Origin of the sequence: Marinobacter sp. CP1 (assembly GCF_001266795.1) — a bacterium.
GTDB classification, from domain to species: Bacteria; Pseudomonadota; Gammaproteobacteria; order Pseudomonadales; family Oleiphilaceae; genus Marinobacter; species Marinobacter flavimaris.
The window spans coordinates 1494119-1514017 of record NZ_CP011929.1 but is presented as its reverse complement, the minus strand read 5'-3'; the positions used below and the strand labels follow the sequence as shown (position 1 = coordinate 1514017).

20 protein-coding genes are annotated in these 19899 nt (G+C 58.9%); 15 read left to right on the top strand and 5 right to left on the bottom strand.

All coding sequences use genetic code 11. From position 1 onward, the window contains the following. Nucleotides 1–218 precede the first annotated feature (218 nt). From ACP86_RS07185 to gntR, 5 genes are all read left to right on the top strand, one after another. Nucleotides 219–1229, top strand: coding sequence for a TRAP transporter substrate-binding protein (locus ACP86_RS07185; protein ID WP_053113178.1), 1011 nt, complete (start codon nt 219–221; stop codon nt 1227–1229). A 61-nt stretch (nt 1230–1290) separates the two neighbouring features. Then, nucleotides 1291–1893 (top strand): TRAP transporter small permease subunit, encoded by a 603-nt coding sequence (locus ACP86_RS07180; RefSeq protein ID WP_199185505.1) that lies wholly within the window; start codon nt 1291–1293, stop codon nt 1891–1893. Then, nucleotides 1886–3202 (top strand): TRAP transporter large permease, encoded by a 1317-nt coding sequence (locus tag ACP86_RS07175; protein ID WP_053113177.1) that lies wholly within the window; start codon nt 1886–1888, stop codon nt 3200–3202. Before ACP86_RS07180 ends, ACP86_RS07175 begins: the two co-directional genes overlap by 8 nt. Nucleotide 3203: 1 nt before the next feature. Then, nucleotides 3204–3722, top strand: a complete 519-nt coding sequence (locus ACP86_RS07170; protein ID WP_053113176.1) for a gluconokinase — start codon at nt 3204–3206, stop codon at nt 3720–3722. Continuing rightward, on the top strand, nt 3723–4721 hold the full coding sequence (gene gntR / locus ACP86_RS07165) for a gluconate operon transcriptional repressor GntR (RefSeq protein WP_053113175.1): 999 nt from the start codon (nt 3723–3725) through the stop codon (nt 4719–4721). A gap of 7 nt (nt 4722–4728) precedes the next feature. Here gntR and yihA read toward each other — a convergent pair whose 3' ends face one another. Continuing rightward, entirely contained in the window at nt 4729–5352 is a 624-nt protein-coding gene (yihA, locus tag ACP86_RS07160; RefSeq protein WP_053113174.1) for a ribosome biogenesis GTP-binding protein YihA/YsxC, read from the bottom strand. Nucleotides 5353–5528: 176 nt separating this feature from the next. Between yihA and ACP86_RS07155 the strand changes: the two genes are divergently transcribed. The 3 genes from ACP86_RS07155 to ACP86_RS07145 all read left to right on the top strand — a co-directional run bounded on the left by ACP86_RS07155 (nt 5529) and on the right by ACP86_RS07145 (nt 7836). Then, on the top strand, nt 5529–6137 hold the full coding sequence (locus tag ACP86_RS07155; RefSeq protein WP_053113173.1) for a c-type cytochrome: 609 nt from the start codon (nt 5529–5531) through the stop codon (nt 6135–6137). Nucleotides 6138–6280: 143 nt separating this feature from the next. Then, nucleotides 6281–6916 (top strand): thiol:disulfide interchange protein DsbA/DsbL, encoded by a 636-nt coding sequence (locus tag ACP86_RS07150; protein ID WP_008173469.1) that lies wholly within the window; start codon nt 6281–6283, stop codon nt 6914–6916. Nucleotides 6917–6975: 59 nt separating this feature from the next. Continuing rightward, the gene (locus tag ACP86_RS07145; RefSeq protein ID WP_053113172.1) at nt 6976–7836 is read left to right on the top strand and encodes an endonuclease/exonuclease/phosphatase family protein; all 861 of its coding nucleotides are present in this window, start codon (nt 6976–6978) and stop codon (nt 7834–7836) included. A 64-nt stretch (nt 7837–7900) separates the two neighbouring features. Here ACP86_RS07145 and rpmG read toward each other — a convergent pair whose 3' ends face one another. The 3 genes from rpmG to radC form a co-directional block, all read right to left on the bottom strand. Beyond that, a complete protein-coding gene (gene rpmG / locus ACP86_RS07140; RefSeq protein ID WP_008173465.1) occupies nt 7901–8056 on the bottom strand; it encodes a 50S ribosomal protein L33 in 156 nt (51 codons plus the stop codon). 11 nt (nt 8057–8067) lie between these two features. Then, on the bottom strand, nt 8068–8304 hold the full coding sequence (rpmB, locus tag ACP86_RS07135) for a 50S ribosomal protein L28 (protein WP_008173462.1): 237 nt from the start codon (nt 8302–8304) through the stop codon (nt 8068–8070). Between the two features lie 228 nt (nt 8305–8532). Continuing rightward, nucleotides 8533–9207 carry a RadC family protein gene (radC, locus tag ACP86_RS07130; RefSeq protein ID WP_008173460.1) on the bottom strand — a complete coding sequence of 225 codons (675 nt, stop codon included), beginning with the start codon at nt 9205–9207 and terminating at the stop codon, nt 8533–8535. 186 nt (nt 9208–9393) lie between these two features. Here radC and coaBC point away from each other — a divergent pair, with 186 nt between their 5' ends. The 7 genes from coaBC (at nt 9394) to argA (ending at nt 18772) form a co-directional block, all read left to right on the top strand. Further along, nucleotides 9394–10593, top strand: a complete 1200-nt coding sequence (coaBC, locus tag ACP86_RS07125) for a bifunctional phosphopantothenoylcysteine decarboxylase/phosphopantothenate--cysteine ligase CoaBC (RefSeq protein WP_053113171.1) — start codon at nt 9394–9396, stop codon at nt 10591–10593. A gap of 41 nt (nt 10594–10634) precedes the next feature. Beyond that, on the top strand, nt 10635–11096 hold the full coding sequence (gene dut / locus ACP86_RS07120) for a dUTP diphosphatase (protein ID WP_008173456.1): 462 nt from the start codon (nt 10635–10637) through the stop codon (nt 11094–11096). A 95-nt stretch (nt 11097–11191) separates the two neighbouring features. After that, nucleotides 11192–13834 (top strand): phosphomannomutase/phosphoglucomutase, encoded by a 2643-nt coding sequence (locus tag ACP86_RS23595; protein WP_053113170.1) that lies wholly within the window; start codon nt 11192–11194, stop codon nt 13832–13834. A gap of 57 nt (nt 13835–13891) precedes the next feature. Further along, nucleotides 13892–14788 (top strand): acetylglutamate kinase, encoded by an 897-nt coding sequence (argB, locus tag ACP86_RS07110; RefSeq protein ID WP_008173452.1) that lies wholly within the window; start codon nt 13892–13894, stop codon nt 14786–14788. Nucleotides 14789–14812: 24 nt separating this feature from the next. Beyond that, nucleotides 14813–16063, top strand: a complete 1251-nt coding sequence (locus ACP86_RS07105) for a hypothetical protein (protein WP_053113169.1) — start codon at nt 14813–14815, stop codon at nt 16061–16063. 26 nt (nt 16064–16089) lie between these two features. Then, nucleotides 16090–17259, top strand: a complete 1170-nt coding sequence (gene argE, locus ACP86_RS07100) for an acetylornithine deacetylase (protein WP_053113168.1) — start codon at nt 16090–16092, stop codon at nt 17257–17259. 205 nt (nt 17260–17464) lie between these two features. After that, complete coding sequence (argA, locus tag ACP86_RS07095; RefSeq protein WP_014578504.1) at nt 17465–18772, top strand: amino-acid N-acetyltransferase; 1308 nt, start codon at nt 17465–17467, stop codon at nt 18770–18772. Here the strand turns inward: argA and ACP86_RS07090 are convergent. Continuing rightward, nucleotides 18746–19816: an aminopeptidase gene (locus ACP86_RS07090; RefSeq protein ID WP_053113167.1), complete on the bottom strand. Its 1071-nt coding sequence runs from the start codon at nt 19814–19816 to the stop codon at nt 18746–18748. The two genes, argA and ACP86_RS07090, sit on opposite strands and share 27 nt — an antisense overlap. Between the last annotated feature and the right edge of the window lie 83 nt (nt 19817–19899).

Genomic DNA, 19899 nt, shown 5'->3' with positions numbered 1-19899 from the left:
TTGGGAATTCGGACATTCCTTGCGTCTCCTGAGTGCGATCTCAGTTTTTAGCACGTCGCAAACCCTGACGTTTCACCGGTCTGCTTTCTGGCAGACCGGTTTTTTAATCCTCGCTGTTTCCTGCTCGAAAACACCCTTGTAAGTGGTTTCCGAATTCGATAGGCTTCTGATGTTACCGGTAACATATGCCGGCACAAAAACAATCAGGAGACGCTATTATGTTCCCGACCCGACTCGCGACTGGCCTACTGTCAGCTGCACTTGCCTTTAACGCCTTCGCGGCGGACTATACCTTCAAGTTCCAGTCCTCCGACCCCGCTGGCGTCAAGAACTTCGAGATTCAGCAGCAATGGGCTGACCGTGTCGAAGAAATGACCGGTGGCCGCGTTGCCATTGATCTTCTGCCTGTGGGCAGCGTGGTAAGCCATACCGAAACTCTCGGTGCCATGAATATGGGCGTCCTGGATGGCCATGTATCGGTGACCGGTTATTTTTCCGGCAAAGATCCCGCGTTCGGGCTCATTGGCAATACCGTGGGCGCCTGGTCCAGCCCGGACCAGCTCATCGATTACATCAATTATGGCGGGGGCTATGAGCTGATGAACGAGCTCTACGCGCCCTATGGCGTGAAGTTTGTTGGCGGTGGTGGCACTGGCCTGGAGTCGTTTGTTTCGAAGAAACCGCTGGATGGTGTTGAAGACTTGAAAGGCCTCAAGATGCGTGCACCCGAAGGTTTGGTGCAGTCGGTATTTGCCGCCGCCGGGGCGGCGCCAGTGAACCTGCCGGGTTCCGAGGTCTACACCGCACTGAGCAAGGGTGTTATCGATGCTGCCGACTATACGGTGTTTTCCACCAACCACGAAGCCGGCCTGCACGAGATTGCCCCGCATCCGGTGTACCCTGGCTTCCACTCCCTGCCGCTGATCGAAATTGCCATGAACCTGGAAGATTGGGAAGAGCTTCCCAAGGACATTCAGACGATCATGACCGTCTCGGCCCGGGACTTCGCCCAGGATATCAGCACCCAGCTGGCCATGGCGGACAAGAAGGCCGTCAGGGAAGCACGCGCCAATCCGGATATCACCGTTCATGACTGGTCGGCGGAAGAGCGCCGGAAGTTTCGGACCATTGCCCGGGACCAGTGGAAGAAATACGCTGAGCAATCCCCCAATGCCGAGAAAGTCTATCAGTCGGTAACCGGCTATCTGGAATCCCAGGGCCTGCTCTAAAGGCAATGCCCCGTAACCAGTAACCGGGCAGGCAGGGCCTGCCCGGTGCGCGGAGTTCATTATGTCTGCTGCAAACCTTTCCTCCGGCCCGGAGCGCACTCCGGGCCAGGGTGATCTGCTGCCCGAATCCGACGAGGATATCGGCTTTACCCGCCTTGACCGCGCCATTGTCTGGCTGGGGAAAAAGCTGAGCCTGGTATTCGCGTTGATCGTCCTGGTGTCTTTCTACGAGATTGTCCGCCGATATGTGTTCGGTTCGCCGACGCTCTGGGTGCATGAAACGGTGACCTTCGCCGGTGCCACCCTGTTCGTGCTGGGTGGGCTCTATGCCCTGGCCACCGATCGCCACGTGCGTATTGTGCTGATCTACGACGCAGTGTCCCCGGCCGTCCAGCGTTGGCTGCGGGTGGTTCACCATCTGTTCGGGCTGGCGTTCTGTTCGATGCTGCTCTATGCCAGCTGGTTCATGGCCAAGGGGGCTGTCTGGGCGCCCTGGGGCGGCTGGCGGCTGGAGACCTCCGGGTCGGCCTGGAATCCACCGTTTCCTGCCCTTCTGAAGGTGATCATTCTGGTGGCGATTGCTGTTATGACCCTCCAGTTTGTCCTGCACCTGATTCGTGATCTGCGTGGTCCGGCATCGACCGGGGAGAAAGACAATGTTTGAGCTGGCTTCCCTCGGAATTGGCTACGGCAGCCTGCTGATGCTGGTGATGCTGATCGTACTGTTGCTGACCGGCATGCAGCTGGCCTTTGCCACCGGCCTGGTGGCCCTGGTCTTTGCCCTGGGCTGGTTTGGCCCTGACGCGCTGCCGATTGTCAGCAGTCGTCTTTACAGCTTTATCGGTAACTACGTTTTCCTGGCGGTGCCGATGTTCGTGTTGATGGCGTCGCTACTGGATCATTCCGGCATTGCCCGGGACCTGTTCGATGCCATGGCCCGTTTTGGCCGCAAGCTGCGCGGTGGTGTCGCCCTCCAGACCCTGGTGGTGGCGGTGATCCTTGCTTCCATGTCGGGGGTGATCGGTGGCGAAACCGTGTTGCTCGGCATCCTGGCACTGCCGCAGATGTTGCGTCTGGGTTACGATCGCAAGCTGGCGATTGGCACCACCTGTGCCGGTGGTGCGCTGGGCACCATGTTGCCGCCGAGCATTGTCCTGATCATTTATGGCCTGACCGCAAACGTCTCCATTGGTGACCTTTTCAAGGGCGCGTTCCTGCCCGCGCTGATCCTGGCGCTGCTCTACATGGGCTACGTGCTGGTCAGGGTCTGGCTGAAGCCGGAGATGGCCCCCATCCCCTCCGACCAGGACCAGCCGGATACCCCGGCGCCGAACTTCTTCAAGGCCCTGCTGTTCCCGATTCTGTCGGTGGTGGTCGTGTTGGGCAGCATCTATGGCGGCGTGGCGTCGGTTACCGAGGCATCGGCCCTGGGTGTGCTGGGCATTGCCATCAGTACCTGGATCCGGGGCGAACTGTCTCTGGCCATGGTGCGCAAAGCCACCATCAGTACCCTGCGGGTGTGTGGCATGATCATCTGGATTGGCATCGGCGCCACCGCTCTTGTGGGCGTCTATAACCTGATGGGCGGTATCGAGTTTGTCCGCGAGATGGTGTTTGCGGTCAGTGGCGGCGATGGGCTGACCACCATCCTGTTCATGATGTTTATTCTGCTGATTCTGGGCATGTTCCTGGACTGGGTCGGGGTGGCTCTTTTGACCATGCCGATTTTCGTGCCCATTGTCACGGAGCTGGGCTACAGCCCGATCTGGTTCGGTGTGGTGTTCTGCATGAATATGCAGGTATCCTTCCTGTCACCGCCCTTTGGCCCGGCCGCGTTCTATCTGAAAACGGTAACCCCCAAGGACATCACCCTCGGCGAGATTTTCCGGTCGCTACTGCCGTTTATTGCCTTGCAGATTGTTGCGCTGGCCCTGTTGATCGCATTCCCGCAACTGGCTTTGTGGTGGCAGTGATATGAGCGTTTCGAAAATCATCGTCATGGGTGTGTCCGGGTGTGGCAAAAGCCTGATTGGTACCCGGCTGGCGGAACGTCTTCAGGTGCCGTTTTTCGACGCCGACGACTTTCACAGCCCGGCCAACGTGGCCAAAATGGCCAGCGGTGTGCCGCTGACCGATGCCGATCGCAGCGGTTGGCTGGATGATCTGGCAGGGCTGGTCAAGGGTGAGCAAGGCGGTCTGGTGCTGGCATGTTCTGCCCTCAAGCGGGCTTACCGTGACCGGCTGAGGGCGGGTAATCCGTCACTGCAGTTTGTCTATCTCAAGGGCGACATGGAAACCATCTGGTCCCGGCATTCCAGTCGGGAAGATCACTACTTCAATGGTCGTTCCATGCTCGAAAGTCAGTTTCGTACGCTGGAGGAGCCGGAACCAGGGGAAGGGGCCATTGTCGTCGACGTCTGCGAGCCGCCCGACCGCATTGTTGAGCGCTGCCTGGCAGTGCTGAGTACACCCGACCGGAGGCGGAAAAACTGAATGGTTAAAAAGAAGCGCCCAACACTGCAGGATATTGCCGATAGGGTCGGTGCTACGAAAATGACCGTGAGCCGTTGCCTGCGGGGCGGCAATAATGTGTCTGAACACATGCGTGAGCGGATTTTCGCCGAGGCCGAGGCGCTGGGTTACATTCCGAACAGAGCGCCGGATCTCCTGTCCAAATCCACTAGCCACGCAATCGGCGTGCTACTGCCATCGCTGACCAACCAGGTCTTCGCCGATGTCATCAAGGGGGTCGAATCAGTCACCGAACCTGCGGGCTATCATCTGATGCTGGCCCACTACGGTTACAGCCGCGAGGTGGAAGAGCGCAGTCTGGCCTCGCTACTGTCCTACAACGTCGATGGCGTGATCCTGTCGGAAAGCCAGCACACCGACCGCACCTTGCGAATGCTGGGGACTGCGGGCGTGCCCACGGTGGAAATCATGGACACCCACACGACGCCCTTCGAGCAGGCGGTGGGTTTTGACAATGTGCGTGCGGCCTATGACATGGTGCGGGAGATGATTCGCCGTGGTCGCCGCCATGTTGTGTACCTAGCGGTTCGGCTGGATGCTCGCACGTTGCAACGACAGGAGGGTTACACCCGCGCCATGGAGGAGCAGGGGCTGATTCCCGTTACCCTGCGCAGTGAACAGCGCTCATCATTCAGTGTCGGCGCCACATTGCTGCAACGCATACTCATCGAAGCGCCGGACACTGACGCGATCTTCTGCACCAACGACGACGTGGCTATAGGCGCTTTTTTCGAGTGCCAGCGGCAGGGTATCGAAGTGCCGGGTCAGATGGCGATAGCAGGCTTTCACGGCCACAATGTTGGCCAGGTCATGGTGCCGACGCTGGCCAGTGTCATTACGCCACGTGAGCAGGTGGGCCAAAGGGCGGCTGAGGCCCTGATCGCTCGCCTGTCCGGCGCGGACATGGGCGAACAGGTGATTGACCTCGGTTACCGGATAGAATGCGGTGGCACCCTTTAATTCCTTGTTACTCCGCTTCCAGCCACTCGATCAAGGCCTCCCGGCATTCGTCCACGCCCCGTTTTGACGTTGCAGAGAACATGATCAGATGTTCGACGCAGGAATACGATTTCAGGTTCTTGGCAATGCCCAGCATGGCGGTCTTGGCCTGGCCGTATTTCAATTTGTCGGCTTTGGTGGCCAGAATCATCAGCGGCAGGTTGTTATGTTCGCACCATTCCACCATCATTTGGTCGAAATCGGTCAGTGGGTGGCGAATGTCCATCACCAGAACCAGGCCGCGTAAACAGCGCCGGTCATTCAGATAGTGGCCCAGGTGCTTTTGCCAATCGTCTTTCATGTCCCGGGATACTTTGGCATAGCCGTATCCGGGCAGGTCGACCATTCGGCAGTTCTCGCGGTTCAGAGAGAAGAAGTTGATCAGTCGGGTGCGCCCCGGAGTTTTACTGGTTCGCGCCAGCTTGCCGTTGGCGGTGATCGCGTTCAGTGCGCTGGACTTTCCGGCATTGGATCGGCCGGCGAAGGCAACTTCCGCTCCGAAATCGGGCGGACACTCGTCCAGACGGGAGGCGCTGATGAGGAATCGGGCGCTGTTAAATGAGAGGCTTTTTTGAGTCAGATCAGGGTCCACAGCGGTTGGCTTTCCTTTGGATTTCAGTTATCAGGGATTAATGTATAATGCTACACCAATTCCGGGCGGCGCGCTGTGCGCGACCGCTGTCAGCCCCGGTTTTGAGCCTGACTGGTCAGTGCCTGCCGGCTGCGTAGCGAAGAATACCCTTAAAAGATGAGAGAAGCGGAGCGAGCATGAAAAAACTGATCGCAGGAGTAGTTCTCGGTGTTGGCCTCACAGCGATGGCGCACGGGGCGGGAGATCCTCAAGCAGGCGAACAGAACGCAGCGGTATGTGCTGGTTGTCACGGTCAAGGCGGTGCCAAGCCGGTGATGGGCGTATACCCGAAGTTGTCTGGCCTTGGTGAGAAGTACCTGTATCGCCAGTTGGTGTTGATCAAGGATAAAGAGCGGAATATCGCGGAAATGACCGGTATTCTGGATAACATGGACGATCAGGATTTGCAGGATCTGGCGGCTTATTTCAACTCCAAAGACATGGTTGTTGGCCAGGCCGATCCGGATCTGGTTGATCAGGGTGCTGCCCTGTACCGTGGCGGCAACATGGCAACGGGTGTCCCAGCTTGCGCCGGCTGCCATAGCCCTCAAGGTGTTGGCAACGAGCCGGCCGGCTACCCGGCGCTCGGTGGCCAGAACGCAGAGTACCTGGTCAAGCAGTTGCAAGCCTATCGCGATGGTGAGCGGGACAGCGGCGTGAACGCATCGATCATGATGGACGTGGCCTCTAAGCTGACCGATGCCGAGATCGAAGCGGTCTCCAGCTACATTTCCGGCCTGAACTAAGCCGCCCGTCTGCAGCTAGAAACCCCGCCTGGTGCGGGGTTTTTTGCTGCCTTTCTTTTCTGTAACTGCCGACCTGTGGAACTTTTCAGGTACGCTGGGTCATAATCCTCCCAAAACGATATTCAGATAACCGGAGATTTTTCATGTTTCGATCCTTCAGAACGGCTTTCCTGCTCCTGTTGGCGCTGTCTGTTTCTGGCCTGGCCAGTGCTGCAGAGTGGAAAGAAGGGACCCATTACAACCGGTTGGATAACCCGGTAAGAACCGAAAGCGATTCCGGTGTCGAGGTAGCGGAAGTCTTCTGGTATGGCTGCCCCCATTGTTACAACTTCAAACCTCTGATTGAGGAGTGGGCGGCCAGTGCTCCTGATTACGTCAATTACGTGAAGATCCCTGCGGCACTGGGCAGAAACTGGGAACCCCACGCCTACGCTTTTTATGCGCTTGAGGCCATGGGGGAGCTGGACAAGGTGCACGATGCCCTGTTCGAGGCGCTTGCCGGTGAGCGTCGACCGCTGAATACCCCTGAAGCCCTGGCCGACTTTGTTGCGGATTACGGTGTAGATCCGGATGAGTTTGTCAGCACTTACAAAAGCTTTGGCGTGAATGCCCGTATGCAGAAAGCTCAATCGAAAATCCGTGGCGCGCGGATTACCGGAACGCCGACTATGCTGGTTAATGGCAAGTACACTGTCAGTGCATCCATGGCCGGCAGCCATGAGGCCGTTCTCGACGTGGTGGACTACCTTGTCGCCAAAGAGCGTGGCGAGGTGGAATAACCCCCGTTACGGATTCCGGCCCCATTGCAAAGACCAGCCGGCCGGTTGAGGCCGCCACTATGTACAAGCATATCCGAAAGCAGTTGAATGGCATCCTGAGGCCGGCCGGCGGGCCCAGGGGTGCCTGTTCCGGGACCGAGCATGTGCCGGAGTTCGAACCGAAACGGCACATCCGCCTGCTCACCTTCAATATTCAGGTGGGAATCAACACCTCGTCCTACCGTCATTACCTCACACGAAGCTGGCAGCACATACTGCCTCACCGTAACCGTATCGAAAATCTGGATCGGATTGCCTCCCTGCTGCGCGGGTACGACGTGGTGGCTTTGCAGGAGTGCGATGGGGGCAGTCTGCGCAGCGGCTATATCAACCAGGTGCAATATCTGGCCGAAGCGGCCGGCATTCCCTACTGGTACCAGCAATTGAACCGGAATCTCGGTCAGATCGCCCAGCACAGCAATGGCCTGCTGAGCCGGTATCGGCCCCTTGACGTTACCGAACACAAGTTGCCGGGCCTGATTCCGGGCCGGGGCGCCATCATCGCCCGATACGGAACCGAGCATGATCCACTGGTGCTGGTGCTGATGCACCTTTCCCTTAGCAAGACGGCTCAGCAACGCCAGCTGGGTTACATCCGGGAGCTGATTGCCGACTACCGGCATGTGGTTCTGATGGGAGATATGAACGCCCATGCCGAACAGCTACTGACTCAGACGCCCCTCAGGGAAACCGATCTGGTGCCGCTACCGGATACCGCCCATAGCTTCCCCAGCTGGCGGCCGGAGAAAGCTTTGGATCATATCCTGGTAAGTCCTTCACTCGAGATCCGCCGGTCCGAGGTGGTGAGTTATCCGATGTCGGATCACCTGCCCATCGCCATGGATGTGGCGTTGCCGGAGGGCTACCTGGAGAAGTTCTGAATAGCATCAAGTCAAAAAAAAGCCCGGCGCATTGGCCGGGCTTTTTTGGATGCCGGATCAGGAATTACTTGATCTTGGCTTCCTTGTACGCAACGTGCTTGCGGACAACCGGATCGTACTTTTTGATCTCGATTTTTTCCGGAGTGTTACGCTTGTTCTTCTTGGTCGTGTAGAAGTGACCAGTACCTGCTGATGAAACCAGCTTGATTTTCTCGCGCATGATGCGGCTCCTTAAAATTTCTCGCCGCGGGCACGAAGATCGGCCAGCACAGCGTCAATGCCTTTTTTGTCGATGATGCGCATGCCCTTGGTGGATACGCGCAGCTTCACGAAACGCTTCTCGGACTCAACCCAGAAACGATGGTTCTGCAGATTCGGCAGAAAACGACGACGAGTGTGGTTCATCGCGTGGGAAACGTTGTTACCGGATACCGGACGCTTACCGGTAACCTGACAAACTCTGGACATACTTGCCTCCGACCTGAGCAATGGTCTCAATAATACGAATTCGTTTTTAATGCGTCTCTGGTTGCTAAGGAGCTATTACGCCCCCATTCGCGCCTCTAAACTGAACGCTGCTCGCCAGACGCCGCCAGAAAGGGACGCTTTTATACCAGAACTCACCCCCCAACGCAAAAAATTGTTGGGAATTTGGCCAGTTTTCCGGCATTGACGTGCACGGTTAACCATCGGGCTTTACAGCAGACCCCGTTCAGCGAGAGATACTACCTCACCATGGCCAACAACCATATGGTCAAGAACCCTGATATCCACCAGTCCGAGGGCCTCTTTCAAGCGGCGGGTGAGGGAAATGTCGGCCTGGCTCGGTTCGGCGACGCCCGACGGGTGGTTGTGAGCGAAAATCACCGCTGCTGCATTGTCCTCCAGAGCCTGTCGCACCACTTCCCGCGGATAGACGGCCGCGCCATCGATGGTGCCCCGGAACAACTCACGGTATTGAATAACGCGATGGCGATTGTCCAGAAACAGGCCTGCGAAAACCTCGTGCGGGTAGGTGCCGAGCCGACTGGTAAGAAAGCGGCGGGTATCTTCGGGAGAGCGCAGGGGATCACCCTGGCGCAATGGTTCATCCATGACCCGGCGCGCCATTTCCATGGCCGCCTGAACCTGGGCGTATTTGGCGGTTCCCAGACCTTTGACATCGCAGAACTGGCGACGGGAAGCCGTCAGCAACCCCCGAAGCCCGGAAAACTCCTCAATCAGGTGGCGAGCCAATGCCATGACCGGCATGCCGGTGGTGCCGGTGCGTAAAAACAGGGCGAGCAGTTCGGCGTCGGAGAGGGTTTGCGGTCCGTGGGCGAGCAGGCGTTCCCGTGGACGTTCGTCCGTGGGCCAGGCGGGGTCTGACATCGTGGCTTCCTTGCATTGGTTGTCTCCTGCCCTGGTGCTTCCTGCACCGCGACGGGCATCTCAGGGTTACAAAGGTTACTTTAAAAACTAACAATCGGTAAACGTATGCCGGGTCTGGCAGGCTGTCGCTGCGGCCTGAGCATGCTATCTTATAAGCCTTTCATTTTATGCGGAAACGGAGCCCCTATGGCCGCCAGACGAATCCTCCTGGGAGTAACCGGTGGTATCGCTGCCTATAAAAGTGCCGAGCTGGTTCGCCAGTTAAAGAAAGCGGGCCATGAGGTGAGGGTTGTTATGACCCGCGGGGCGGAAGCGTTCGTGGCACCACTGACCTTTCAGGCCCTCAGTGGCGAGCCCGTGAGGACGTCCTTGCTGGACCCTGAGGCGGAAGCTGGTATGGGGCATATTGAACTGGCCAAGTGGGCTGATCAGTTGGTCGTTGCGCCGGCGTCGGCCGATTTTATCGCCCGCCTTGCCCAGGGGATGGCCGACGATCTGTTAACCACCGTTTGTTGTGCAACCGAGGCGCCCATTGCCGTGGTGCCTGCGATGAATCAGGCAATGTGGAGCAATGGCCGTACCCAGAGAAATATCCGGCTGCTTGAAGAGGATCCCCAGATCGAATTATGGGGGCCGGCTCAGGGAGCGCAGGCCTGTGGTGATACCGGGCCAGGGAGAATGTTGGAGCCGGAGGACATTGTTGCGCTTGTCGATCACGGTCGCACAGGCGTGCTCGCTGGCAAGACGGTCGTGATTACTGCAGGCCCGACCCGAGAGCCTATCGACCCGGTGCGCTATATAAGCAATCACAGCTCCGGGAAAATGGGTTATGCCCTGGCCAGCGAGGCGCAGAAGGCAGGTGCCCGGGTGATTCTGGTCAGTGGTCCGGTAGCGCTTTCCGCGCCTAACGGTGTCGAGGTTCGTCCGGTGTTAACGGCCGAGGACATGTTGCAGGAAGCCTCAAACGCCGTGGATGAGGGCTGTGACCTGTTTATTGCGACAGCTGCGGTCGCCGATTACCGTCCGGAAACCTGTGCCGGAGACAAGATCAAGAAGTCCAGTGACGCCATGGCGCTCTCGCTGGTGCGCAATCCCGACACCCTGGCTACCATAGCCGGCCGCGACGATGCGCCTTTTAGCGTAGGTTTCGCGGCCGAAACCACCGATGTGGCGAGCTACGCCACCGACAAAATGCAACGCAAGAAACTGAACATGATCGTGGCCAACGATGTGTCTACGCCCGGGCTGGGCTTTAACAGCGACAACAATGCGGTGAGCGTATTCTGGCCGGGTGGCCAGACGTCGATCGGTCCCGACAGCAAAACGAACATTGCCCGACAGCTTGTGGCGATGATAGGTGAACATCTTGGTCAGGCCGCCCGCTGACTCAGCGAAGCGCACCTGCACTACAATCGACAGGACCCCTCATGAGCAGGAAAAATCTTCAGGTACGTATTCTGGATGATCGCATTGGCAGCCAGATTCCCTTTCCCGAGTATGCCACCGAAGGCTCCGCAGGCCTTGATCTTCGGGCCTGTCTGGACGAGCCGCTGACCCTCGAGCCGGGCGATACCCAACTGATCAGGACAGGGTTGTCGATCCACATTGCCGATCCATCGCTGGCGGCCATGATCCTGCCCCGAAGCGGGCTCGGCCACAAGCACGGTATAGTGCTTGGCAACCTGGTGGGCTTGATTGATTCGGATTACCAGGGCGAGTTAATGGTGTCCTGCTGGAACCGGGGGCGCACCAGCTTTACCGTGGATGTGGGGGAGCGTCTGGCACAGTTGGTGCTGGTACCCGTTGTGCAGGCTGATTTTGAGGTGGTTTCGGAATTCGACGCCAGCGCCCGCGGTGAAGGCGGCTTTGGCTCCACCGGCACAAGGTGACCGGGAAGCCGGCCACGCAGAACATTGTGCCGGCGTCTATACTTTGCGGATAACTGCTTGTCCAGGACGATAAAATTACAACTGCAGGATGGACTATGAAGCTGGGTAAAAAGAAAGATGCCGACGCGTCCGTTGATGAAAAGCCGGCGAAGAAGGCGGTGAAGAAGGAAAAAACCAGTTCTTCGGGACCCAAACTGAAGAGACTCAATTCCGTGGCGGTGAGCCAGTCGCTGGTCGTGGTCCTTGCGGGGGTGATTGCCGTTGCCTTGCTTCATTTTCTGGTGGTTCAGCCGTCTGCAAAGGAACGCTTCGAGTCATTGAAAGTTCTGGAAGCGGATGCCGCCGCCCTTCGACTGAACCAGTATTTTGACCAGGTCCAGAAAAGCGTCAATGGTCTGGCGACGCAGCCCCATGTCGTTCAGGCCCTGAGCAGCCGGAACGAGATTCCGGCGACCGAGGTGCAGCTGGCGGATTCACTGCCCGGCATCGAGGCGGTGCATCTGTTTCCCTACCGTGACATTCCACGCACCTCCAGCAGTGAGGGCCTGCTGGGCTTCTCCGGGCTTGAGCTGGCCCGGCGCGCTGAAACCGGCCAGCGACTGTTTCCCGACGCGTTTCCACGGGATAACCGGTGGTTTGTCCAGATGGCAGCCCCGGTTCGCAATCCGACCAGCAATGCGGTCATCGGCAGCCTGCTGATTATCTTCGACTCCGGCCAGATCCAGCCGTTGCTGCAAGTGGTCAACTCCAGCCTCGGTGGTCAGCTCGCGCTGGTGCAGACCGTGTCCGGTTCATCCCGCACCGTGGTCAGTAACGGCAGCGGCTCCGGAAACGCGGAATCCCGCCGGCTTTCCAATCCGGACTGGACCGTAGCCTACACCCCTGCAAAATCGTCCGCAGCGCCGGTTGATACGGTAATGATCGCGCTTCTGGTCGGCGTGCCCGCGTTGATCGCTGCCATCATCGTCTGGGTACTGCTGGGCGGGGCCCAGAAGGGCTTGCGTCAGGATGTGACGGCCCTGATCCAGTGGGCGCACAAGGTGTTCGGCGGAGAGCGGGTAAAGCTGCCGACCTTCCGTTGGGATATGGTCGCCTCAACCGGTGAGGTGCTCTACCGTTTGTCACAGGTGGTTGATAAACGGGTCGCCAAGGCTGTAGAAACCGCCAAACCCAGGCCGGCCGGTTCCGGAAAGTCTGGCGGTGGTGCCGCCAAGGGCGGCGATGAGCCTTTGTTCCAGGACAAGGACATGCCCGATATCGACATGCTTGATGGCGATGAGGACGTTCTGGGCTTCGGCAGCGGCGATGATACCGTCTTTGGTTCCGGCGACACTCCGGACGTGGAAGAGGTGGCCCTGCCTCAAGTGGAGCTTTCCCAGGATATTTTCCGGGCCTATGACATTCGGGGTATTGTCGGCGAAACCCTGACCGCCGAGGGCGTTGAAGTCATCGGTCGGGCCATCGGTTCGGAGGCCCGGGAGCGCGGTGTCGACAGCCTTTGCATTGGTTATGACGGCCGCCATTCCAGCCCGGATTTGGCCGATGCCCTGGCACGCGGTGTCATGGCAGCCGGGTGCAACGTTATTCACGTGGGTGCCGTGCCCACACCGGTCCTCTATTTTGCCACCCACGAACTCCAGACTGGCTCTGGCGTTATGGTGACCGGCAGTCACAACCCGGCCAACTATAACGGCCTGAAAATCATGTTGGGTGGCGAAACCCTTTCAGGTGAGGCCATCCAGAAACTGTATCAGCGCATCCAGACCGGAGATTTTGCCAGCGGTCGGGGCAGCCAGAGCACCGAGGATGTGCGCCGTGCTTACCTGGACAGGATTGTTGGCGATATTGCGGTAGCGGCACCGCTCAAGGTGGTCGTCGATGCCGGCAATGGCATTGCCGGGGAGCTGGCACCCATGCTGATCGAGGAGCTGGGCTGCGAAGTGATTCCGCTCTACTGCGAGGTGGACGGTGACTTCCCGAATCACCATCCCGACCCAGGTAAGCCAGCGAATCTGGCGGATCTGATTGCCCGGGTTGAATCGGAAGGGGCCGATATCGGTTTGGCCTTCGACGGCGATGGTGACCGTCTCGGTGTAGTAACCAATTCCGGCAAGATTATCTGGCCGGACCGGCTGATGATGCTGTTCGCCCGGGATGTGGTTTCACGTAATCCGGGGGCTGATGTCCTTTACGATGTGAAGTGCAGCCGCAGGCTGGCCGGGGTGATTTCAGAAGCCGGGGGCCGACCGATCATGTGGAAAACCGGTCATTCCCTGATGAAGGCAAAAATGAAAGAGACTGGCGCTTTGCTGGCCGGGGAAATGAGTGGTCATATTTTCTTTGGCGAGCGCTGGTACGGGTTTGATGACGGTCTGTATTCTGCGGCCCGCCTGCTGGAAATTCTGGGCATTGAGGATCGTCACAGCGATGAAGTTTTCGAGGATTTCCCGGATGACATCAGTACGCCAGAGCTGAATGTCGAAGTGACGGAAAGTTCCAAGTTCGACATTATCAAACGCCTCGGCGAGTCCGGGGATTTCGGTGACGGCAATATCAGCACCATCGACGGCATCCGGGTGGACTACGCCGACGGCTGGGGGCTGTGCCGGGCATCAAACACCACGCCGGTGCTGGTCTTACGCTTTGAAGCGGAGACCGACGAGGCGCTGGAGCGTATCAAGTCTGTGTTCCGTGACCAGCTGCAGAAGGCAGCGCCGGATCTGGTGGCGGATTTCTGATTCGCAGTCACCGAGTTTCACAGGCAAGTTTCAATACAGGATCAACAAGGCAAAAACATGGCGCTGGATCGTGAAACAGCAATGCAGGTAGCTTCGGTACTTAGCCGGGGCCTGCCTTATATTCAGAGATTTACCGGCAAGACCGTGGTCATCAAGTACGGCGGTAACGCCATGGAAAACGAAGACCTGAAGAGCAGTTTTGCCCGCGATGTGGTGCTGATGAAACTTGTAGGCATCAACCCGATCGTTGTCCATGGCGGTGGCCCGCAGATCGGCGAGCTGCTGGAGCGTTTGAACATCCAGTCCCGATTCGTCAACGGCATGCGGGTAACCGATTCCGAAACCATGGATGTGGTGGAGATGGTGCTTGGTGGTCAGGTGAACAAGGAAATCGTGTCCCTGATTAATTCTCACGGTGGCATGGCCGTTGGGCTCACGGGGAAAGACGCCAATCTGATACGAGCCCGCAAGCTGGAGGTGGTCGACCGCTCTCCCGAACTGGAACGCCCGGAGATTATCGACATCGGCCATGTGGGCGAGGTCGCCAGTGTCAACGTGGATGTGATTGAGATGCTTACCCGCAGCAACCTGATTCCCGTGATTGCACCGATTGGCGTGGGACCGGATGGCGCCTCCTACAACATCAATGCGGATCTGGTGGCGGGTAAGGTGGCCGAGGCCATGAAGGCCGAGAAGCTGATGCTGCTGACCAACGTCTCCGGTCTCAAGAGCAAGGAAGACAAGGTGCTTACCGGGCTCACGGCCAAGCAGGTCAATGATCTCATCGAGGACGGCACCATTCATGGTGGCATGCTCCCCAAGATCCGTTGTGCACTGAGTGCCGTCGAAAATGGCGTGCGCACGTCCCATATTATCGACGGCAGGGTCGCTCATGCGTGTCTGTTGGAGATCTTCACTGATGAGGGTGTCGGCACCCTGATTTCCCGTAACTGACGGCACCCGACAAGGAGTCTCCGGATGAAGCGCCTGCTTGCGACGCTGGTAATACTGGTTCTGGTCGGCTTTGCCGCATTCAAGGCGGGGGTCTGGTGGCTGGCGGATCAGCGCATGGCCGAGGCGAGACAGGCGCTGGAGCCCCACGGTGTTCTGCACAGGGGCAGCATCAGTTCCGGCGTCGAGGGCCGGTTGGTTCTCAACGACGCCAGCTGGCAGGATTTCGAGCTCACCCAGCCTCTGGACATGGCGAGGGTGGAGCTTGATACCGGCTCACCTGTCAGCTTGCTCTCTGTCCTGTTCGACCCGGCTGGCATGCCGGAACAATGGACCTTGCGACTCGACGGCCTTGGCCTGACCCTCGACCCGACAATGCTTCGTAACTGGGTTACTGCAGAAGGCGCCAACAGCGAGGGCGATCCGGCCTTGTTTGCGCTTTCCTGCGCGCCAGATCCGCGCCAACAGCTGGGTAGTGGTGACCTGATCCGCATGGGCATCACAGCACTCGCCGGGGATGGCTTTGTGCGACAGACTCCGGGCAATCTCCATGCTGAGTTGAATACCGTCAGCACCGGCAGTCTGGAGCTGGACTGGCGTGATGCCCGAATCCGGATCCAGGATGCCGAGCTGACCGTTTCCGGTGGCGCCGAGCCGATGACGCTGACCTTGCGTGATGGTGGCCTGATGCGTCGCATCGCCGCCTATTGCGCCCGCGAAGCCGGTATCGAAACCGGAGAATGGGCCGGGCGCGCAGTGCAGGCGCTGTCTGCCGGGCTTGAGGCCCGGGGCCTGGCCGCCAGTGACCAGCTGAAAGCGTTGTACCGGCAGTGGCTGCTGGAGGGCGGTGAGCTCACGGTAGATGTGCAGCCGGCCCAGCCTCTGCTCGGAGTGCCTGTAAGAACGGCTGAAAACGAGGGTGCGGGCATGAGCTGGCCAGTTCGTTACAACGGTGCAGGCGTGCCGGACGTCTATCTGGCCGAGGCCGAGCCGGTTGTTCAGGAAACACCAGAGGTGGCCGTCGAGCCGGTGGTGCCACGGGAGGATCCTGAGACCGAAACCTGGTATCCGGCGAGTCTTGAAACCGCCGAACAATGGGTTGACCGGCAGGTCCGGGTAACGCTTTCCAACGAGAACGTGGTGGAAGGGCGTCTGGTGAGCGTCAGCGAACGCGAGCTGGAAGTGGCCCGGGTTATCGCTGGCGGTGAAGTTGCCTACCCGATGTTGATCCGGGCGATTACCAACTTTGAAGTCTGGCGGCGTGGCCGTGCACAATGATTCCAATGGGAATCTGAGAGGAAACTATGTCGCAGTCCGATAGCAAATCCGCAGTGGTGCCGGGCATTCGTGACATGCTTGCCCGTCTGATATCTCTGCCCTCAATCAGCAGCGCGTCGGCAAAATGGGATCATAGTAACGAGCCTGTGGTGCGAACCCTGGCAGAATGGCTCGAAGCCCTCGGGTTTTCCGTGGAAATCCTGGAAGTGCCGGGCATGCCCGGAAAATTCAACCTGATCGGAACCCTTGGCAGCGGCCCGGGCGGTCTTGTGTTGTCCGGCCATACCGATACAGTGCCCTTTGATGACAAACGCTGGCAGAGCGACCCCTTTACCCTGACCGAGCGGGACAATCGCTGGTACGGGCTGGGTACCTGCGACATGAAAGGCTTTTTCCCGTTGGCCATTGAAGCAGCCAGGGCCTTTGTGGACGAGGATCTCAAGCAGCCCCTGATCATACTGGCCACCGCCGACGAAGAGAGCTCCATGGATGGCGCCCGGGCCCTGGCAGAAGCTGGCAAGCCCAAGGCCCGCTACGCGGTCATCGGCGAGCCAACCAGCCTGAAACCGGTGCGCATGCACAAGGGCATCATGATGGAGCGCCTGAAATTCGAGGGCCAGTCCGGTCATTCCTCCAATCCGGCCTTGGGCCGCAACGCCATGGAAGGAATGCACGAAGCGCTCACCGAGTTGCTGGCACTCCGGTCAGGCTGGCAGGAAAAGTACCGGAACCCGAACTTCGAGGTACAGTTTCCAACCCTGAACCTTGGCTGCATCCACGGTGGTGACAATCCAAACCGTATCTGTGCCCAGTGCGAGCTGCACTTTGATCTGCGCCCGTTGCCGGGCATGAACATGGAAACCCTGCGCCAGGCCATCCTGAGCAAGGTTCAGCCGATCGCGGACCGCCGGGAACTGTCCCTGGAATTCGAGCCGCTCTTTGATGGCGTGCCACCGTTCGAAACTCCGGCCGATGCCGCTCTGGTCAAAGCCTGTGAAAAGCTTACTGGCCATACCGCTCACGCCGTTGCTTTCGCCACGGAAGCACCCTGGTTGCAGAAACTCGGCTTGGAAACCCTGGTTATGGGCCCTGGGTCTATCGATCAGGCGCACCAGCCCGATGAATTTATCGAGCTGTCCCAGCTTGATCCAACCGTTAAAATACTGCGAGGGCTGATTCGACAGTTCTGTCTCTGAGTGGCATGCAGGCACTTCCGACGTCTGCAGAGAGTCCTGGCGGGGAGGGTGAGCCAAAACCGTGGAGCGCCAGGGATGACGCGACCGAGCCCTACAGGGACGTATTTACGGGCGTGTTTTGGCTCACCCTCCTCGACAGGACTCGGCAAACTCCTCAAGATAAAGTACCTGCCTTTAGAAGATAACGAGAAACCAGGAGAAAGGTTTGAAATCAAACGACTGGCTGCATGGATTCCGCCATTCATCCCCTTACATCAACGCCCATCGCGGGCGGACGGTAGTATTGACCATTCCGGGGGATGCGATTGAACACGGGAATTTCATCAACATCATCCATGACATCGCGCTGCTGAGCAGCCTTGGTGTGCGGCTGGTCGTTGCCTTTGGTGCCCGCCCGCAAATCCAGACGCGGCTGGATGCTGCAGGAATCGAATCGTCGTTTTCAAAAGGTTTGCGGATTACGCCGCAAGAGCACCTCAGCATGGTGATGGAGGCCGTCGGTGGCCTGCGTGCCTACCTGGAGAGCCACCTTTCCATGGGTTTGGTGAATTCGCCGATGCATAATGCCCGTATCCGGGTGAGTGGCGGCAACTATGTGGCTGCCAAGCCCGTGGGTGTGCTCGACGGTATTGATTTTGGCCATACCGGCAAGGTGCGCCGGGTGGATGTGGCCGGGATCGAGAAACTGCTGGAGCTTGGTCACATTGTCCTGTTGCCGCCCATGGGCTATTCGCCCACCGGGGATGCCTTCAACCTCTCCTACGAGGATGTTGGCAGCCAGGTGGCAGCGGCACTGCAGGCCGAGAAGCTGATGGTGTTTATTGATGATCCCGGGTTACAGGAAGAGGACGGTACTTTGATCCGGGAGCTGTCGGCGCGCCAGGCGTCCGAGCGTCTGGCGGCCGGTGCGGTGACCGGTCACGATGCCGACTTGCTGCGAGCTGCCTGTGATGCCTGTGTGAAGGGTGTGCGTCGCGCCCACATCATCAGCTATGTGGATGACGGCGCCCTGCTGAAGGAGCTCTTCACGCGGGATGGCGCCGGCACGTTGGTCAGTGGCGATCACTACGAGCAATTTCGCCAGGCCCGGGTCGAGGACATCGGCGGGATTCTGGAGCTGATCCAGCCGCTGGAAGAGCAGGGCATTCTGGTTCGCCGCTCCCGGGAGATGCTGGAAACCGAGATTGACCGCTTTGTTGTGGCGGAGCGCGACGGCACTATCGTGGGCTGTGCCGCTCTGTACAGCTACCCTGAAGAAGGCGCCGGCGAGTTGTCCTGCTTCGCGGTAGACCCGACCTATCGCCGGGCCGGACGGGGTGATGAGATTCTGGCAATGGTGGAGAAGCTGGCCAGGGGGCAGGGTATCCAGAAGCTGTTCGTGCTCACCACCCAGACGGAGCACTGGTTCCGGGAGCGGGGCTTCCAGCCTTCGACAGTGCAGGCCCTGCCCGGGCCGAAGCTGGCTGCCTATAACACCCAGCGGAACTCAAAGGTGTTCTTCAAACCGCTCTGACAGGGCGGCCAGATGTTCAGACCTCTGGGGTTCCGGTTGCTCTGACAGCGTCTCGACGGCCTTGTAAAAGTCCGCAAAGTCGTAGCCTGCATTCCGAAGCATCTGACGGAACGCCGGTACGTGCTGGTTGTACTGACGAAACAGCGCCAGGTTGGCATTGTTCAGGCTGACTGGTACCGGTCCGAACGGGCCCGGTTCGGACCACTCTGCGGAAAGTTCCTGATAGGCAAGAGCCAGCTCTTGGTAAATTGCCGCCTTGCGATTCCGCAGTTGCTGGTCTGGCAAGACGTCCTGCTGAGCATAAAGAACGTCCAGCCGGGCACTGAAGTCTTCGACCAGGGAGAGCGTCTGGTTTCGGCGAGCCAGGCGGTCCAGTGCCTCCCCGAACTGGCCGGGTTTGCCCTGGTCCGATAGCCAGAGCCTGAGCCCTTCCAGCTCCACCGCGGTGGCAAAGCTTTCGTTAAATGCCGTGTCATCGGCGATGTAGACCACCTGGTGTGCCAGCTCATGGAACATCAGGGCGACCATGCGATCCTCCGTCAGTTGGGTAAAGCCGGTGTGCAGGGGATCATCGAACCAGCCGAGGGTGGAATAGGCCGTCACGCCGCCGATAAACGTGTCGAAGCCCTTGTTGCGAAACTGCGACTCCTCGGCACGCGCATCCGCCAGGCTGTAGTATCCCCGGTAGGCCTGACAGCCGAGCACCGGATAGCACCAGCGGTGCGGTTCCAGGGAGAACTCCGGCACAGCCACCAGGTTCACCACTACCCAGGGTCTGTCGAGATCCACGTAGTCGCTGAAGGCTTCTCCCACCGGCAGGGCCAGTCGTTGACCGGCGAATTCCCGGGCCTGTTGCGCTACCGTGAGTTTTCCCCGAAGGTCCATCGGCGTTGAGGTGTCGGAGAGAATGTCGTCGACCGGTTCCGCCGACATCATCAGGGAGAGATGGCCACTGACAGCCTGCGAATAGTAGCCAATGGTCGAACAGCCGTTAAGCATTGTTACCAGTAGCAAAAGTAGATAGATCTGACTAAGCTGTTTCATGGGTCAGGATGTTATAGTGGATTGGTTTGCCTGTGGGGGCCAGGCCGCTATAGTACAATCATGGTCTCTATAGTAGCAGCCGG

Coding starts and splice junctions, on each gene's coding strand:
- ACP86_RS07185 (WP_053113178.1), top strand. CDS start 219: ATGTTCCCGACCCGACTCGCGACTGGCCTACTGTCAGCTGCACTTGCC.
- ACP86_RS07180 (WP_199185505.1), top strand. CDS start 1,291: ATGTCTGCTGCAAACCTTTCCTCCGGCCCGGAGCGCACTCCGGGCCAG.
- ACP86_RS07175 (WP_053113177.1), top strand. CDS start 1,886: ATGTTTGAGCTGGCTTCCCTCGGAATTGGCTACGGCAGCCTGCTGATG.
- ACP86_RS07170 (WP_053113176.1), top strand. CDS start 3,204: ATGAGCGTTTCGAAAATCATCGTCATGGGTGTGTCCGGGTGTGGCAAA.
- gntR (WP_053113175.1), top strand. CDS start 3,723: ATGGTTAAAAAGAAGCGCCCAACACTGCAGGATATTGCCGATAGGGTC.
- ACP86_RS07155 (WP_053113173.1), top strand. CDS start 5,529: ATGAAAAAACTGATCGCAGGAGTAGTTCTCGGTGTTGGCCTCACAGCG.
- ACP86_RS07150 (WP_008173469.1), top strand. CDS start 6,281: ATGTTTCGATCCTTCAGAACGGCTTTCCTGCTCCTGTTGGCGCTGTCT.
- ACP86_RS07145 (WP_053113172.1), top strand. CDS start 6,976: ATGTACAAGCATATCCGAAAGCAGTTGAATGGCATCCTGAGGCCGGCC.
- rpmG (WP_008173465.1), bottom strand. CDS start 8,056: ATGCGCGAGAAAATCAAGCTGGTTTCATCAGCAGGTACTGGTCACTTC.
- rpmB (WP_008173462.1), bottom strand. CDS start 8,304: ATGTCCAGAGTTTGTCAGGTTACCGGTAAGCGTCCGGTATCCGGTAAC.
- radC (WP_008173460.1), bottom strand. CDS start 9,207: ATGTCAGACCCCGCCTGGCCCACGGACGAACGTCCACGGGAACGCCTG.
- coaBC (WP_053113171.1), top strand. CDS start 9,394: ATGGCCGCCAGACGAATCCTCCTGGGAGTAACCGGTGGTATCGCTGCC.
- dut (WP_008173456.1), top strand. CDS start 10,635: ATGAGCAGGAAAAATCTTCAGGTACGTATTCTGGATGATCGCATTGGC.
- ACP86_RS23595 (WP_053113170.1), top strand. CDS start 11,192: ATGAAGCTGGGTAAAAAGAAAGATGCCGACGCGTCCGTTGATGAAAAG.
- argB (WP_008173452.1), top strand. CDS start 13,892: ATGGCGCTGGATCGTGAAACAGCAATGCAGGTAGCTTCGGTACTTAGC.
- ACP86_RS07105 (WP_053113169.1), top strand. CDS start 14,813: ATGAAGCGCCTGCTTGCGACGCTGGTAATACTGGTTCTGGTCGGCTTT.
- argE (WP_053113168.1), top strand. CDS start 16,090: ATGTCGCAGTCCGATAGCAAATCCGCAGTGGTGCCGGGCATTCGTGAC.
- ACP86_RS07090 (WP_053113167.1), bottom strand. CDS start 19,816: ATGAAACAGCTTAGTCAGATCTATCTACTTTTGCTACTGGTAACAATG.